At 39.2% G+C, this 16,848-nt stretch carries 15 protein-coding genes and 1 riboswitch; of the genes, 8 read left to right on the top strand and 7 right to left on the bottom strand.

The window, feature by feature from the left end; translation table 11 throughout:
- A complete protein-coding gene (locus EOK74_RS18060; RefSeq protein ID WP_133471512.1) occupies positions 1-1,350 on the bottom strand; it encodes a uracil-xanthine permease family protein in 1,350 nt (449 codons plus the stop codon).
- Between the two features lie 241 nt (positions 1,351-1,591).
- On the opposite strand from EOK74_RS18060, the gene EOK74_RS18065 reads away from it, so the two are divergent.
- Positions 1,592-2,422, top strand: coding sequence for a sulfurtransferase (locus EOK74_RS18065; RefSeq protein WP_133471513.1), 831 nt, complete (start codon positions 1,592-1,594; stop codon positions 2,420-2,422).
- Between the two features lie 57 nt (positions 2,423-2,479).
- On the opposite strand, the gene EOK74_RS18070 is transcribed toward EOK74_RS18065, so the two are convergent.
- Genes EOK74_RS18070 through EOK74_RS18085 form a run of 4 tightly spaced genes read right to left on the bottom strand, consistent with a single transcriptional unit; the run spans position 2,480 to position 7,199 of the window.
- The gene (locus EOK74_RS18070) at positions 2,480-4,237 is read right to left on the bottom strand and encodes a sugar phosphorylase (protein ID WP_133471514.1); all 1,758 of its coding nucleotides are present in this window, start codon (positions 4,235-4,237) and stop codon (positions 2,480-2,482) included.
- 10 nt (positions 4,238-4,247) lie between these two features.
- On the bottom strand, positions 4,248-5,474 hold the full coding sequence (locus EOK74_RS18075) for a glycosyltransferase family protein (protein ID WP_133471515.1): 1,227 nt from the start codon (positions 5,472-5,474) through the stop codon (positions 4,248-4,250).
- A 29-nt stretch (positions 5,475-5,503) separates the two neighbouring features.
- Positions 5,504-6,325 (bottom strand): HAD-IIB family hydrolase, encoded by an 822-nt coding sequence (locus EOK74_RS18080; protein WP_133471516.1) that lies wholly within the window; start codon positions 6,323-6,325, stop codon positions 5,504-5,506.
- Entirely contained in the window at positions 6,318-7,199 is an 882-nt protein-coding gene (locus tag EOK74_RS18085; RefSeq protein ID WP_133471517.1) for a P-loop NTPase fold protein, read from the bottom strand. Before EOK74_RS18085 ends, EOK74_RS18080 begins: the two co-directional genes overlap by 8 nt.
- Before the next feature lie 194 nt (positions 7,200-7,393).
- A riboswitch (molybdenum cofactor riboswitch) is annotated at positions 7,394-7,547 on the top strand.
- Between EOK74_RS18085 and moaA the strand changes: the two genes are divergently transcribed.
- From moaA to moaE, 6 genes are all read left to right on the top strand, one after another.
- Positions 7,542-8,510: a GTP 3',8-cyclase MoaA gene (gene moaA, locus EOK74_RS18090; RefSeq protein ID WP_133471518.1), complete on the top strand. Its 969-nt coding sequence runs from the start codon at positions 7,542-7,544 to the stop codon at positions 8,508-8,510. It overlaps the preceding riboswitch by 6 nt.
- Positions 8,510-9,106, top strand: coding sequence for a molybdenum cofactor guanylyltransferase (mobA, locus tag EOK74_RS18095; protein ID WP_133471519.1), 597 nt, complete (start codon positions 8,510-8,512; stop codon positions 9,104-9,106). Before moaA ends, mobA begins: the two co-directional genes overlap by 1 nt.
- A 4-nt stretch (positions 9,107-9,110) precedes the next feature.
- Positions 9,111-9,656: a molybdenum cofactor biosynthesis protein B gene (gene moaB / locus EOK74_RS18100; protein WP_133471520.1), complete on the top strand. Its 546-nt coding sequence runs from the start codon at positions 9,111-9,113 to the stop codon at positions 9,654-9,656.
- 22 nt (positions 9,657-9,678) lie between these two features.
- Positions 9,679-10,152 carry a cyclic pyranopterin monophosphate synthase MoaC gene (gene moaC, locus EOK74_RS18105; RefSeq protein ID WP_275404775.1) on the top strand — a complete coding sequence of 158 codons (474 nt, stop codon included), beginning with the start codon at positions 9,679-9,681 and terminating at the stop codon, positions 10,150-10,152.
- 3 nt (positions 10,153-10,155) lie between these two features.
- The gene (locus EOK74_RS18110) at positions 10,156-10,416 is read left to right on the top strand and encodes a MoaD/ThiS family protein (protein ID WP_133471522.1); all 261 of its coding nucleotides are present in this window, start codon (positions 10,156-10,158) and stop codon (positions 10,414-10,416) included.
- 2 nt (positions 10,417-10,418) lie between these two features.
- Entirely contained in the window at positions 10,419-10,889 is a 471-nt protein-coding gene (gene moaE / locus EOK74_RS18115) for a molybdopterin synthase catalytic subunit MoaE (RefSeq protein WP_133471523.1), read from the top strand.
- Positions 10,890-10,959: 70 nt separating this feature from the next.
- Here the strand turns inward: moaE and EOK74_RS18120 are convergent, their stop codons facing one another.
- Both EOK74_RS18120 and EOK74_RS18125 read right to left on the bottom strand, forming a co-directional pair.
- A complete protein-coding gene (locus EOK74_RS18120; protein ID WP_133471524.1) occupies positions 10,960-13,068 on the bottom strand; it encodes an exo-alpha-sialidase in 2,109 nt (702 codons plus the stop codon).
- 458 nt (positions 13,069-13,526) lie between these two features.
- Positions 13,527-15,380 (bottom strand): M2 family metallopeptidase, encoded by a 1,854-nt coding sequence (locus EOK74_RS18125; RefSeq protein WP_205964713.1) that lies wholly within the window; start codon positions 15,378-15,380, stop codon positions 13,527-13,529.
- Positions 15,381-15,661: 281 nt separating this feature from the next.
- On the opposite strand from EOK74_RS18125, the gene EOK74_RS18130 reads away from it, so the two are divergent.
- Positions 15,662-16,846: a thiamine pyrophosphate-dependent dehydrogenase E1 component subunit alpha gene (locus EOK74_RS18130; protein WP_133471525.1), complete on the top strand. Its 1,185-nt coding sequence runs from the start codon at positions 15,662-15,664 to the stop codon at positions 16,844-16,846.
- Positions 16,847-16,848 lie beyond the last annotated feature (2 nt).

The following is a 16,848-nucleotide window of genomic DNA, read 5'->3' on the forward strand; positions in this document are numbered from 1 at the left end:
TTAAACTTTCTCTGCAACAGACTTTGTTGGTTCTGGGATTAATACACTCATAATTATCGCACAAAACCCTGCGGTAGTAACAGATGAAGAAATAATATTCTTCACTAAAAGAGGCATTTGCATCAGTACATCTGGCACCATCATCACGCCTAGGCCTAAACCCATTGAGGTGGCGATTATCAGTCCTTTTCTTCTATCTATTGGCTCACTTGTAAGTATTTTAATACCTGCCGTTGCTATAGTTGCAAACATCACTAACGTTGCTCCACCTACCACAGGTTTTGGCATTAATTGAAGAACTGAACCAATGATCGGAAAAAGGCCCAGAATGACTAAAAAGCCAGCAATGTAAAATCCTACATGACGACTAGCAACACCAGTCATTTGTATTACTGCGTTATTCTGTCCGAAGGTAGTGTTGGGGAAGCTGTTGAATATGGCCGCCAACATTGAATTAACGCCATCCGCTAGAATCCCGCCTTTTATGCGTTTTATGTATAGTGGGCCACTAATAGGCTGCTTACAGAACAAGCTATTGGCGGTTAAATCTCCCGATGTTTCGATTGCACTAAGCAAATAAACTAAAGCAACAGGTACAAATATATCCCACTGAAATGATATGCCATATTTAAACGGCTCTGGAAAACTAAATATAGGAAAGTCGAGCATATCATCGAAGGATAATACACCCTGCCACCAAGAGATTACGCAACCTACAAACATACCTATGAAAATAGCTGATAGTCTTAAAATTGGATGTTTAGACAAGTTTAGTACCACAACGATAAACATGACTGTAAACCCTAAACTGATGTTTTCAACTGACCCTAAGTCTTCCGCACCAAAGCCGCCAGCTAAATCTGTCATACCTACTTTTATGAGGGTTATACCAATAGTTGTAATCACTATGCCTGTGGTAAGTGGCGTTATCACTGCTTTTAAATGGTCTATAAAGCGGCTAAGGACTATTTCAATGAAGGCTCCCCAAAAGCATATTCCAAACATGACTGCGAGTATTTCCTCGTTACTGCCTCCTTGTCCTTTTACTGCAAAACCCGCAATCAAAAGAGCGCTGATAAAAGTAAAGCTAGTGCCTTGCACGGCAATTAATCCACATCCTATGGGCCCAAAGGTTTTGGTTTGAATAAAGGTTGATATGCCTGACATCATTAATGCCATACTGATCAGATAGGGGATTTCTGCTGTCAATCCTAATGCTGAGCCTATAATTAGTATTGGGGTAATAATTCCTATAAAAGAAGCCATGACATGTTGTAAAGCCGCATTGATACAATGTAATACTTTAGGTTTGTCGTGTAAGCCGTACATTATTTCGTCATTGTTCTGCATAGAGATAAATTACCAATACTTGTTATGTTTCAATATAAAAGTTTACTAGCAATATTGTGACCACTTGGTCAATTGCTACCTTATGAGCTAGGTTACTGATAACATTGCTATTATTAAATTTCGTTACAGATAGATCGTGTGAAAAGAGTGACTTAATTTTTAATGTTTGCTACATCATGGTGCAGGTTAACCTTACTAAATAAACAATAAGCGCTTAGGTTGGTTTTACTTAGGATAAAAAATGATTAATAAAAACTTAGTATCAACTCAATGGTTAAACGAGCATCTTAATGATGAAGATTTAATCGTTTTATATACGCAAATGGATAATCCAGTTACAGGTGTAAAAGACAGCCCACCAGAGAGCTACATTCCTAATTCGATATTTTTTGATTTTGAGAAAGTATTTTGCGAGCTAGATTCACCGTGGCCCCATACTATGCCAGGTACAAAACAGTTTTCTAAACACATCGCAAACTTAGGAGTCAGTTCAGATTGCCTGATTGTAGTGTATGACAATAAAGGCGTGTATAGCTCACCAAGAGTGTGGTGGATGCTAAATTCTATGGGCTTTAAACGTGTATATGTATTAGACGGCGGGTTACCAAAATGGTTAAAGGAAGAGCGACAAGGTGATAATAGTCTAACTGTAAAACCTCCCATAGAGCAAATTAACCTAAACTTCAGCCCCGCTTTTTTTACAACGGCTGAAAATATATTAGCGTCGCAAGGTACTGTAAACGTTTTAGATGCGAGAAGTGAAGGGCGTTTTTATGGTACTGCTCCTGAGCCTCGTGAAGGCTTGCGTTCGGGGCATGCACCGGGAGCGATTAACTTGCCATTCACGGAATTGTTAAATGGAACACAGCTGAAATCTACACCGGAGTTAAACTCTATTTTTGAGTCGTTAAATGTACACCCTCAAGAAAAACTTGTTTTAAGTTGTGGCTCTGGTGTGACAGCTTGTATTTTAGCTTTAGCTGCCAGCCAATTGGGCTACAAGCATTTAGCGGTTTATGATGGTTCATGGTCGGAGTGGGGAGCTAGATTAGATTTACCGGTTGAAGTGTAGACCCGTTAAAATGTTGTACCTCTAACCCATAGACAAACAGGTTAGAGGTATTGTCATTTATTTTAAACGATTTGAAATCCACAAAGATTGGTACGGTGCAACTTCGTACTCTAAACCCTCTAAACTTATGGTTTGGCCACTAATTAAATCAATCCAAGAGTCAGTTCCAATTAAGTTTAAGTCACTGAGTCTCATCATTTGAGGCTCGTCAGATACATTAAACACACAAAAAATACTTTGACTACGGCCTAAACTCTGTCGCCAAAACCCAAATAATTGCTCACCCAATTGTAGAGTGAATTGCGTTGCATTTGGGTGAAAAGCAGGCTGCTCCTTTCGTATATTTAATAATTCAGTAATTCGAGCATGTACTTTTGCGTGTTGGCTATAGGGCGATGCTAGTTCTTGCTGCAATTGCCCATATTGCCATTTATGACGATTAATAGAGCGATTATGGCTGGTGTTTTTGACTCGCTCATAATCGTTCGTGGTGCCTAATAAGCTGTGAATGTATAAACCTGGAATACCCTCTAGTGCAAACATCACGCTGTGTGCACAAACAAAACGCTCTAGCCCCCATTTGTCAGGCCCTTTAGTAGTACCTTGTAACGCGTCATACAAAGCGATGTTAATTTCGTAGGCTTTTTGTTCTCCGGTTTCTGACTTTCTCCATGAGATACGGCCACCAAAGTTTTGCATGGTATTAACTAGGGTGCCTAGTTCTTCATCGTCTAACAAGCCTTCAGCAGGTCTTAACCCTATGCCGTCATGGGAAGCGATAAAGTTAAAGAAAAAGGTACCATTTTGCGCTGGAGGCATGCTACACAGCCAAGCTTTCAAATGGGTACATGATCCTGTTACTAAGGAGTTAACGAGTAATGGAGGCAACGAAAAGTTATAGATCCCATGTGCTTCATTAGCATTACCAAAATAAGTCAAATTTTGACGATTGGGAATGTTAGTTTCTGTGATGATAACTGCATCGCTTACTGCATGTTCAATAAGGGTACGTAATAGTCTTATTGCTTCATGGGTTTGCTCTAAGTTGATACAAGTAGTGCCGAGTTTTTTCCATAGAAATGCCACAGCATCAAGTCGAAATATCCGAATCCCAGTATCTAAATATTGGCGAATAATGGAAACAAAGGTATCGAGTACCGCTGGATTTCTGAAATCAAAATCTACTTGATCGTGACTAAAGGTACACCACACATATTTTTCGCCGTTTTGAGTCTCTGTGAGCCTCAATAGGTCAGAAGTACGCGGACGAGTCACTTCAGAAATATCATCAATAGGTAAAGCCGTGAAGAAAAAATCACTACCAGGTCCTTCACCTTTAATAAAGTTTTGAAACCAAGCGCTTCTAGAAGAACAGTGATTTATTACCACATCAGACATCATGCGATAGTCTTTTGTAATATCTTCAATGTCATCCCAGTTTCCTAATGACTCGTTGACGCTTGAGTAATCTATAACTGAAAAACCATCATCAGAACTATAAGGAAAAAAGGGCAAAATATGCACACTATTAATAGAGTCTCCACAGTATTGCTTTAAAAAACTATGAAGAGTTTTAAGTGGCTTCTCACCTTCTTTTTCAATGCTATCACCATAAGTGATAAGCATGACATCCTTCTGATCCCAATTGTTGTGATGGCGTTTTGGTTCTTCTGTTAACTTATCTTCAACAATTCCCATTGTGTTGATAAGTGTCCCTGCAAGCTCTTTATGGGACACCGCCAAGTCAACGTCTTGGTATATTACATCTAAGTGATGTTCAACTCTTTCAGTTAGTTGCTCAAATACCGATAACATCTATTGCCCCCTATGCTTGGTTAAACTCTAAGTAATCTTTTTCTACTGCATCTTTTAATTCGTCTAAAACATCTGGCATTGCACTGACTACACGGTTCCAACTTGGAATGAAAGGCGTTTCCATTGGGTTATCTAGAAAGCTTTCACCGGCTGTCATAATGTTTCGAGCAAAAAGTTCTACTGCTTTTTCTTCGTTGTGAATATCTAGATTAAGGCCGTTCATAATGGCGTCATTGTGGTAGGTTTCCACAAAATCTAAGGCAATTCGATAATAGGTTGCCTTTAATGATCTGAAAGACTCTGTTGTAAAGGTTTCCCCTTGGGTGGCTAATTTTCTAAATAGCGCCTTGGTGATATCTATAGACATCTTGGATAGGCCACCATTTTCATTATCAGCGGATAAATCTTGATGCTTATGATCATAGGTTTGAGCAATATCCGCTTGGCACAGTCTATTGTGAGAGTAGTTGCGCTGCATTTCAGATAACACACCTATCTCTAGGCCCCAATCACTTGGAATGCGAATATCATTTAACACATCTCTTCTAAATGAAAACTCTCCCGCTAGCGGATATCTAAAGCTGTCCATGTATTCTAAATAGTCATTGTGTCCAACAATTTTTTGTAACGCTCTGATTAATGGTGTGACCAATAAACGAGATACACGTCCATTTATTTTCCCATCTGCAACACGGGCATAATAGCCTTTACAAAATTCATAGTTAAATTGAGGGTTAGCTACTGGGTATATTAACCTAGCCAATAATCCACGGTCGTAAGTGAGTATGTCACAGTCATGGAGCGCCACAGACTCAGCTTTACCTGTTGCCAGTATATATCCCATGCAATACCAAACGTTACGACCTTTACCCAACTCTTTAGGGGCTAAACCTAGTGACTCTAATTTAGCATCCAAAGCTTTTAATCTTGGGCCATCATTCCATAAAACTCTGTGGTCTTGAGGAAGTTTTCCAAAGAACTTCAAAGCATGTTGATATTGTTCGAGTTCAGCTCTGTCTAGACCAATGACGATTTGAGAAAGATAAGGTACTTTGCTGATGTGGTTAATGATATTAGGTAAGGCTTCGCCTTCTAATTCTGAAAATAAAGAAGGAAGAATTAACGCCATGGGGCGTTTTTTAGCGAATCCCATTAATTCTTTTTCAAGATCTTCAATAGGGCGCTCTGAGAGGTTATGTAAAGTGGTTACAATACCGTTTTGATAAAAATCAGCCATTATAGCTCCGTGTTCCGGTTATGAAAAAATTAACAATTGAAAATAATGTGGTTTAGGCTATCAGCCCATCCCTCTGGTCCGAATCGCTTAGTGGTATGAACATCATTTTCTTTCGTGAGTATTGGTGGTTCATTTACAGGTGATAATATTCTTACTGCGATATCAGCCGCATTAAGCATAGCAACGTCATTTTGACCATCACCTAGGGCAATACTGGTGTACTCCTTATTTGCTTTCGTAGACTGAAATAGCTTTTTTAGCCAAATCAAAGCTTTACCTTTATCACATTCGCCAGATAAGTGTAAAAACCTGCCTCCTTGTAAAGGTTTAGCGCCTAAATTTTCTAACGCTTTTAAAAACAGAACTTTGGTATCTTGATCGCCTAACCATAATATAGGCTCGCCATATTCTCTTGCACTTGCTAGTTCCGCTTGGGCTTGAGACAGTCCAGTTGCATCAACTATTTCTGCATTTGTCATATTGGCAAAATGATTAAACTGGCCATCAAATTCACCTTTTAATGTATCTAGTAATCCACGCCAGTAAGCTACTGGCTTTGAAAACTCCTTAATCCAAAAACCGTTTTTAGCCAAGGTATCTTTTGGCTGCTCATTAAAAAAGCCTTCGGGTATAAATATCGCGGCTCCATTTTCAACGATAAAAGGCGTCTGTAGCCCTAAATCACTGCGGATTTGTTTCAATTCAGCGTAGGTTTTACTGGTAGTTGGTATAACAGGAATATTTTGTTCAGCTAATTTATCTAGGGTAGGGACGGCTGCTGCAAAACTATAGGTATGGTGATCAAGTAGGGTTCCGTCTAAATCACTAAAAACTAATATCTCGTTATTCATGAACTTCCTTAGTGGTGTGTTCAACAATTTTTCGCTTAGCGTTTAGCTTAAATACATGATCACAGGCAGCAGGTAAAGTTTTTAATCCATGTTCAGTGAGTCTTTGATAATACTGAATGAAATCTAAAATTTGCTGTTCATTCATCAAACCAGAGTGTGGCTTTGACCCGACTGCTGCAATTAATTTTTGCTCTTGCTCTAATCGCCAGCCATAAACATCATTAAACGAAGGCGCGGCTAACATCACCCACTTATCCATAAAACTATATAAAGACGCATAATGAAGTGAAAGCTGGGTATTGGCATAGGTACGCCAAACGGCTTCTGGGTCTTGATCTGACTCTAATTTATTCACAGGCTCTTTAAGTTGTTCTGGTGATTGAGCTTGAACCCCCCAACACCAGCCTTCGAATATCACTATATCAACAGCTTTAGTAATTGTTGTCCAGTTAGCAACGGGATGTGGGTCGTCTGTCGCTTTATTAAACCTAGGAATTGTCGCGGGTTGTTGTTGCCTTAAAGCATTTAATACTTCTTTTGCTTGCTCCATATCATGGGTACCTGGTACGCCACGAGTTTGTAATAGTGGGTGTATGGTTTCTGCAAGGCTATGCCGCTTAGCATGGCTAAAATAGAAGTCATCTAATGACATCACTACTACGTTAAGAGAATGGGTTTCTGTGAGATAGGCCTTAATAAATTCAGATAAAGTAGACTTACCCGAACCTTGACTGCCATTTATGCCAACAAAATAGGGTGTGTCCGCACTTATTTGGTGCGTTTTAATTTCTTCCGCTAAGGGCACATAATATTGGTTCGCAATATCAATAAATGCTTCCGATAGCTTATGTTGCTTGATGAATTCACTGATCATTAATATATTAGTCCTTCATAGTTGCACTTTAAAAGTGCTGTTTTTAAGAACGATTTATTCTTGCTGTTAAATTTATCTTCAACTTGTGTGCCATGTTCAAAATGCCATATATTTTTATGTAAACCTAGTGTTTTTATGACAGATATCACTATTTATGATACAAATACTTTGAATCAAGTACCGTCAACTTTACGGTATTTTTATAACTCCGAGCCTCTATACCTAAATCTTAGACAGGGTGTTTTGGCCGCAAACTTTGCGTTTGCCAGGGTTGCAAGAGAAATTGAGCAGCCTCCCGTAAGAGTCGTTATTCTCTTCATTTTGGAAAGGTGTTAACAAATTATGTTAGAAGACAAATATGGGCGTCGCTTCCATTACTTGCGGCTGTCTATAACCGATGTATGTAACTTCAGTTGTGATTATTGTTTACCAGATGGGTATCAATGTGACAATGATCGAGATTTTTTGAAGGTGTCTGAAATTAAAACTTTAGTTTCGGGCTTTGCAAAGCTTGGCACCAGTAAGGTACGCATTACCGGTGGTGAACCTGCACTAAGAAAAGACTTATGCGATATCATCAAAGTTTGTGCCTCGACTGCTGGCATTGAGCATATAGCCATGACGACTAACGGCTTCAAGTTAGAGTCAGATATTCAAGCTTGGGTCGATGCAGGTCTAGATGCCTTAAATATTAGTATTGATAGTCTAGATCCTAGAATGTTTGCCTCTATTACCGGACACAATAAATTAGAAAGTATATTACGAGGTATTGATAAGGCATTAGCTTTAGGGGTGCGTGTAAAAGTTAACGCCGTATTAATGAAGCAATATAACGAAAAAGAGCTTGAGCCTTTTTTAGCTTGGTTAAAAACAACGCCTGTTACCTTAAGGCTAATTGAACTGATGCAAACTGGTGATAACAACGAGTTTTTCCAACAAAACCATGTTTCTGGTATGCCTATTAAAGATAAATTACTGGCTGGCGGTTGGAGTCAACTAATACGCGATAAATCATCTGGCCCTGCTCAAGAGTTCTATCATCCTGATTTTGAAGGACGAATGGGATTAATTATGCCTTACAGTAAGGATTTTTGTGCCAGTTGTAATAGGTTACGGATATCGTCTCTAGGTAAATTACATTTATGTTTGTTTTCTGAACAAGGGTTAGATATTAGGCCTGCCTTACAAAGTGCCAACGATGAAATGTTACAGCATCAGTTAACTGCCTTGTTAGGTGATAAAAAAGCGACACATTGGTTGCAAGAAGGTTACACCGGAGCGACTAAACACCTAGCTATGATTGGTGGGTGATGTTAGCAGGACTTGTTCTAGCCGGTGGCCAGTCTAGGCGAATGGGGCTTGATAAGAGTTACCTCAGACTAGCTCACAATAATCTTTCGCTACTTGAGAATAGCCAACATCTGTTATCACAGGTATGTGAGCCTATTTTAGTCAGTGGCTCGCAGCATCCACAGGGTATTGTCGATCTTTACCCTAAACTAGGTCCTATGTCTGGTATTCATTCTGGAGTACAATATATCCGGCTGCATTATCCTAATGTCAGAGAGCTTATTGTTGTTCCCATTGATATGCCGAACCTCTCTTTAAACGAACTAAATCAATTATTAGTACGGGGGAGAGAGTCTGGTGTGCTGGTGGGTTTTGACACCTTTAATTTCCCTTTGTATATCCCAGTTGTAGAAAATGTTTTGGATTATCTTGATGGTTTGTTTCCACATACTGACAGCACTGAAAATGTGCAACAAAAAGATAAGCAGTATTCAATTCGAAATTTTATTAATGGTTTAAATGGACAGAGGTTAGCTCCCCAAGCCACAGAGCCTTTTAATAACATTAATACTCCACAGCAGTGGCAAATACACTGCGAAATGAAAAATGAGAAATAAAACCATGAAAGCAAACGCCTCTGCCCCAAAAGAGCCCTTAAACATTGCTGTATTGACTGTGTCTGACACTCGCACCGAAGCTAACGATACCTCAGGTGCTTATTTAGTGAGTGCTGCCGAAGCTGCTGGACATAATGTATTAGATAAACAGATTGTAATAGATGACAAATTTCAAATAAGAGCCTTGGTTTCTAACTGGATTGCCTCAAAAAACATACAAGTATTACTAGTGACAGGTGGTACAGGTTTTACCGCAAGAGATACCACGCCAGAAGCTATGCAGCCTTTGTTCGATAAAAGTATTGAGGGTTTTGGTGAGCTCTTCAGACATATTTCCTATTTAGAAATAGGCACATCAACTGTGCAATCCAGAGCCCTTGCTGGGATGGCAAATGGTACTGCCATTTTCTGTATGCCAGGCTCAACCGGAGCATGTAAAACAGCGTGGAATGGCATACTACTAGAGCAATTAGATAATACCCACAGACCCTGTAATTTTGTGGTTCACCTAAAAAACATTGAAACCCAATGCGCTACTAGAGAGGTTTAATATGACAAATTTGGATTCCGTTGTGCTAACTCATGTTGATGAGCATGGTCAAGCAAATATGGTTGACGTGTCAGATAAATCGATCACTCAGCGTCAAGCCATAGCACAAGGCAGTATCCAAATGTCGAAAGTGGCATTTGATATGGTGGTTAATAATCAGCACGCTAAAGGTGATGTGTTATCTGTAGCAAGAATTGCTGGTATTCAAGCTGCCAAAAAGTGTGGTGATTTAATTCCATTATGCCACCCTTTAATGCTAACCAAAATACAAGTGGATTTTATTCCTGAGCCCAGTGAAAACACTATAAAAGTTGAGGCTTTATGTAAACTTGCCGGTAAGACTGGCGTTGAAATGGAAGCCCTTACTGCTGTAAGTGTGGCAACACTGACTTTATTTGATATGTGTAAAGCAGTTGATCCCTTAATGACAATTAACAATATTAAGGTATTGCAAAAGCAAGGTGGTAAGAGCGGTGACTGGACAAGGCAAGACTAAAAGATGGTAACAATTTTATTTTTTGGACAATTAAAAGAACGTCTAGAGACCTCCCGTTTGCCCCTTGAGTTAGTTAATGGCTCAGAGGGTTTAGACTCAGTGGCTAAGTTGAGAGACTTTTTACTGGCGAAGGGAGATGTTTGGAAAGAAAACCTAGCTTATGGTTCAGCGTTAGTGGCGGTAAATCAACAAATGGCGACTGAAGATACGCCAATCAAAGACTCGGATGAAATCGCATTTTTCCCACCGGTAACGGGAGGCTAAAATTGGAAGCTGATACATTAACGTATATTCAGGTTCAAGAAGATGATTTTAGCTTAGCCGCTGAATATCAAGCATTAATAGAAGACAACAGTCGTGATGGAGCGGTAGTGACCTTCTGTGGTTTAGTGCGAGATATGAATTTAGACAAATCAGTAACAAGTTTATTTCTTGAGCATTACCCTGGCATGACCGAAAAATCATTGCTATCGATAATTAACCTTGCAAGGAACAAATGGCCTTTAGGTCGAATAAGAGTCGTTCATCGAGTAGGGCGGTTACAAGTATCAGAGCAAATTGTATTTGTTGGGGTAACCAGTCAACATAGGCAGGCTGCATTTCAAGGTGCAGAATTTATTATGGATTTCCTTAAGACCCAAGCTCCATTTTGGAAAAAAGAAACAAGTAACGACGGTCAATATTGGGTTGACGCTAAACAAAGTGATAATCAAAAAGCCAAGTTATGGGGTATTTAAACTTATCCACCTAGAGTCTAAACAACAAAAGGTGAATAAGTAAATTACCTATTAATACTTGTTTAAAGCATTATTCCACTGTAATCATGGTTTTGATCGGGTAGGGGCTAACTCGATTAGAAGCGTTATCACGTATCCATATAGATATCTGATAGTTATCTGGACTAACCACATTCCCCCCATCTGCTGTTCCATCCCACGTTAAAGTGACGGTTTGTTCTCTTTCGTACAATGTTCTATCTAGATCTTTTACCAAGCCGACCCCGTCACTTTGTAAAATATATACGGTAACTAATGAACTTGCTGATACGTCTAGGCTTATTGTTAAAACACCGTCATCGTCTGGTGAAAAGGGGTCAGGTGTAATTGAAAAATTACTGTATTCGGGAGGAATTGTATCCACAAGAATCTCTGTTTCGGTCTCTATAATTTGAGAAAATGAATCACTACCCACTAAAGCAATAATGTAAGTGTCATCTTCAACAGTCGCGCCATTATTGTTGGTTCCATCCCATATAACCTCTCCTAATGTCCCTGTACCAGAAGTATCAAATATTAGCTCACCTAATTGGTTGGCTACTGTGAAGTTCCAAGTTACTGATTTATTGAACTCAAAATCAAAATAGGCTTCTTCCTGACGTCCATCATTATTAGGGGATATTGTATTGGCAGCATTAAACGAAATTAATTCGGGAGCAGCATCTGCAGCAGTTGAATTAACTGAAAAAAATGCTTTCTCAACAACTGCATTAACACCTGTTTGAGTACGCCCACTCAAGGTTATTTGGTACGTTCCATCATCAACCAAGCCGCCTCTTGTACTACGTCCATCCCATTCAGCATATATACTCTTACCCAAGCCTTTTCTAATAAAAACAGGCCTAGTTTCTCCCTCTTCAAAAATTTCAGCAATCCAAAGCATGTTTTCACTAGAAGTACTACTAAATGAAATCTGATCGTCTTCTAAGTCACCATTTGGACTTAAAACCTCAGCACTTAGTGAGATATCTGTGAAAGTAGGAATGCCATCTTTGCCCGTGGCAACAACCGCTTCGAAAACACTATCGTACCTATTATCATCAGAAGCGACATGGACATAACCATTTAAGTCAGCTGCCACTTGTGCCTTTAATGATCCTAATTCACTAGGTGTAATGTTTAGGGGCGGGGAGAAAGTTTGGCCAGCATCGTTTGAGTAACTATACATGGTTTCGTAATTACCCGGTGTGGTGTCATTCCACACTATATGAACAGTGTCTAATGCATCAACAAATACATTTGGGAAAACTGAAACCCCTTCATTATTTGAAATATTCTTAGGCTCACTAAAGCTTAAGCCTTGATCAGTAGATACCGTGAAATATAAATCTGTTTCTTCACCTTCAGTGGGGGTGTCACTCCAAACCACATAAACATTGCCGCTGTCACTTACATCTATTGAAGGAGCGCTAATTTTAATGCCATTGGAAATTTGAACTTGCTCCAAAAACGAATTAGCCCCGTCCCTAGAGTGAGTGTAAAGCACATGCCTTTCACCATCATCATTTGGAGCGGCTAGATAAACTACGTGTATATAGTCATCGCTATCAACAGCTACACCGGGGGAGCCTCCGTTGCCAAGGTTTTTTACGCTGTTTACATTGGCACCATTATTTACAGCTGCGAAGCTAATTGAAGCATCTTCAATCCAAGTTAGATACAGCCTTTCTCTGGAATCCGTTGCTAATTTTACCGAACTAGAGTTTACGTCAGAGTTAGTGACGTTAAGTGCTTCAGAGAAACTTGTGCCATCATCTGTACTAAAACTGATAAAAATATCTGATTTGCCTGAAGTATTATCTGCCCAACTGAGATAAATATTGTCAGAATCCGAAATAGCCATATCGGCAAAACTAGAATTTCCCTCATTTTCGCTTATATTCAATTTACCATCATAGGTCTCACCATGATCACTAGACTTTACAAAATAAATATCTTGATTACCTAGGTCATTATCGTGCCAAGCTACAAATACATTTCCTGAGCTATTTACATCTATTGTAGGGGCGAATGAATGCCCAGAAGTATAGGAAAGATTTACAGGCTCGTAGAATGCTATTTCTGCGGTTGTAGAAACCGAAAACATTGTTAGTGAAGAGGCAAAGGCCATTAGGCTATTACTAAACTTGCGGTTAAGCATAGAGATCATCCTTAATAATTAATACATAAGTGCAAATGACTTAATTTGTAAAACGCAATATCAGTGCCAAAGTTTTTTTGTAAATTAATCTTGTTGTATAGATAGGAGTCCGACAAAAATAAAATTTAACTTATTGTTATTTAATGTATTTCTAATTTTTCAAACTTTTAACTCATTAACAAAGCTTAGAAACTGAGAGGTTATAAAATCACCTATTGAGTGATTTGTGCTAATTTAGTGCTTAATTGAAAAGCGACAGCCTGCATTTGTTGGGCAAATTTAAGTAAAGTAGCGGGTACTTATCTTCGCGCTCAATTATACTAGCCTATTTAGGACCTACTATTATTGCAAACAAGGCCTTGAGTGAAAACACAAACAATGCAAAGTTAAATATTCCTTCATGATGAAATACAAATAATTGTGCCTTCCCTGGCAAACATCCAAATGCTATAGCACACTTAGATATTCTGGCTCCACCCACAAGATCTATCCTGATTTTGTTCATCTAACCAAGTTTTAAGCGGAGCGAAGTAATCAAGTATAGCACTGGCATCCATTTCCCCTTTACCAGTCAAACTAGCCAAGGCTTCTTGCCAAGTTTTACTTTTTCCCATTTCTAACATAGCATTTAACGCTTTGCCAGCTTCTGCACTGCCATAAATTGAACAACGATGAATAGGGTCTGTATTACCTGCTATCTCGCATAATGTTTTATGGAATTGAAATTGCAAAATGTGCGCTAAAAAATATCGAGTATAAGGAGTATTTCCTGGTACATGGTATTTAGCACCTGGATCAAATGCATCAACAGGGCGCTCAACCGGAGCCATGACTCCTTGATATTTTTCTCGTAATTCCCACCAAGCTTTGTTGTAGTCTGCTGGCTTTACTTCACCAGAGAATACTTTCCAGCGCCATTGGTCCACCATCAAACCAAAGGGAACAAAAGCAATTTTGTCTAAGGCAAGTTTAAGTAACATACCTATGTCGTTAGATGCATCAGGGACCGTATCCACTAAACCGATTTCTTTTAGATACTTGGGTGTAATAGATAAAGCAATGGTGTCGCCAATTGCCTCATGAAATCCATCGTTAGCAGAGCCTCTGTACAATAAAGGTTGTGTATTGTAAGCACGCTGATAATAGTTATGACCGAGTTCGTGGTGAATCACAGCAAACTCTTCACCTGTTTTTTGAATACACATTTTAATGCGTAAATCATCAATGTCGTTTAAATTCCAAGCTGATGCATGGCATACCACATCTCTATCAGCTGGCTTAGTAAACTGTGAGCGTTCCCAGAAAGTATCAGGTAAAGGCTCAAACCCTAATGATGAAAAGAATGATTCAGCTTGCTTCACCATTTTTATTTCATCGTAATTGTGTTCAGCAAGAGCCGCTGTCACATCGATCACTTCTAGTTTTTGTTCGGGTTTGACAATGTCATAAATGTTACCCCAAGATTGAGCCCACATATTACCTAGTAAATGAGCCGGTATGGGCTGGTCTTGGGGTACTTTATCTTCTCCGTACTCTTCACCTAATTCCGCTCTTACGTGACAATGTAGGGCATCGTAAAAAGGTTTAACTTGTCCCCATAAACGGTCAAGTTCTACCGAGAAGTCTTGGGCTGGCATATCATAACTACCACGCCAAAGATCACTGATATCTTCAAAACCTAGCTCTCTTGCTCCTTCATTAGCAAGTACGACTTCTTCTTCGTACAAAGGCTTCATTGGTGGCGACACATTGCGCCATCCTTGCCAAAGTTCTAAAAGTTTTGCTTCGTCACGACTGCTTGCCATAATTGCTGACATTTCAGTCAAACCCATGCAACTTTCTTTGTCAGCACAATATTTACCACTTCCATACATGCCCTCTAAATCAGAGGTGATTTGTGATAATTTTTGCGATTTTTTAGGATCAGCTGGTGCGGGTAAAACTAAGCTATTGCGCATTAAATTCAGTTTACGTCGGGTATCGGCATCAACTTCAACGTTATTAAAATCAGCTGCTTGTTTTGCCAATTTTGTAGATAGGCTACCTATCTTTTCATTCATATAGGCTGATAATGCAGCGGTATCTTGATTAATATAAGTTTGATAAGCCCAGGCAGCTTGAGCGGCTGGCCCCATTAACTGCTCAACCTCTTGTTGTGCTTGCTCTACAAATTCTTTTGCATCTTGTGCTGTTACGTGAGCGCTTAGCTCTTTGGTTTTCGAGGTTTGGCTTGGGACGGAATCATCCCCACAGCCTGAAAATGCGAGTGTTAAAGAAAGCATTATGGCGCTGAACGGGTATCGTATCTGCATCGGTTTACCTTTATTTTGCGTTATTTAAATTGTTATTCGAAGTTACCTCATTAATTTACCTTAAAAGTGCTCAAATACCATAGGCCCAACTTAATTAAGCTATCAAACCTAGTTCTGTAAGCGTTACTAGGATATTCATCATTCTTTATCTGATATTTATAGTAATCCTGTTTGTAGTTACTTGAATTGTTAGATGATTTTGCAAAACTTTACCCATACCAGAGAACTAAAATTAACATTTATATAACATAATCAAAGTAATTATTTCTTGATGGGGTGGTATGAAAAATAGAAATCATGTATCAAAAATTGGTTCATCTCATATATTCAAAATAATTGAAAATGCCTTAACTGACATCCCCATGTTTAGCTTGTTACAAGAGAATGGTTGTTTACATGCTGAAGTTAGCGATTGTGAAATAAACAAAAATACAGCAGCAAAAATCCTGCAAACGATGCATTACATTAGGATTTTAGATGAGCGTATGGTAGCCGCGCAAAGACAAGGTAGAATTAGCTTTTATTTGGCTTGTACCGGAGAAGAAGCCGCTATTATTGGTAGTGCCGCGGCACTTCTGCCCCAAGATATGATTATGTCTCAATACAGAGAACAAGGTGCTTTAGCCTATCGAGGTTTTTCAACTCAGGAGTTTATGGATCAGCTATTTAGTAACCAAAGGGAGCTGAATAAAGGACGTCAGATGCCAATTCATTACGGTTCAAAAGCGTTAAATTTTATGACTATTTCATCGCCATTAGGTACGCAGATACCACAAGCTAGTGGTTATGCCTATGGTCAAAAAATGGCCGGTGAACCAGCAGTTACAATCTGTTATTTCGGTGAAGGTGCCGCGTCAGAAGGTGATTTTCACGGTGGTTTAAATATGGCTGCAGTTCTAAATTGCCCAGTAATATTTTTTTGTCGTAACAATGGTTATGCTATCTCAACCCCTTCAGAAGAACAATTTGCAGGTGACGGAATCGCTTCTAGAGGCATTGGTTATGGGGTAAAAACCATTCGAGTTGATGGTAATGATGCCTTGGCTGTTTATGTAGCTACGCTAAAAGCTCGAGAAATTGCATTACAAAAACAATCCCCAGTCCTTATCGAAGCTATGACCTATAGGTTAGCTGCACACTCTACTTCTGACGACCCTTCAAGCTACCGTCCTAAAGAAGAAGAATCCCTTTGGAAACATAGAGATCCCATAGTGAGATTTAGCAACTGGATGAAACAAAAAGGCTGGCTAGACGAGACCGCAATTGCGAATTTTACAGAGCACACTAAAGAACAAGTTTTAGCGGCACTTAAAGAAGCAGAAAACGTGGCTATTTCAGGGATTGATGAAATAATTGAAGACGTATATGACACCCCTCCATGGCATTTAAAACAACAATTGTCGGATTTAAAAACACACATTGCTAAATACCCAAAACATTATCCTAGAACTTCAGGGAGGTTATGAAA

The organism is Paraglaciecola marina (assembly GCF_004360155.1).
GTDB lineage: Bacteria > Pseudomonadota > Gammaproteobacteria > Enterobacterales > Alteromonadaceae > Paraglaciecola > Paraglaciecola marina.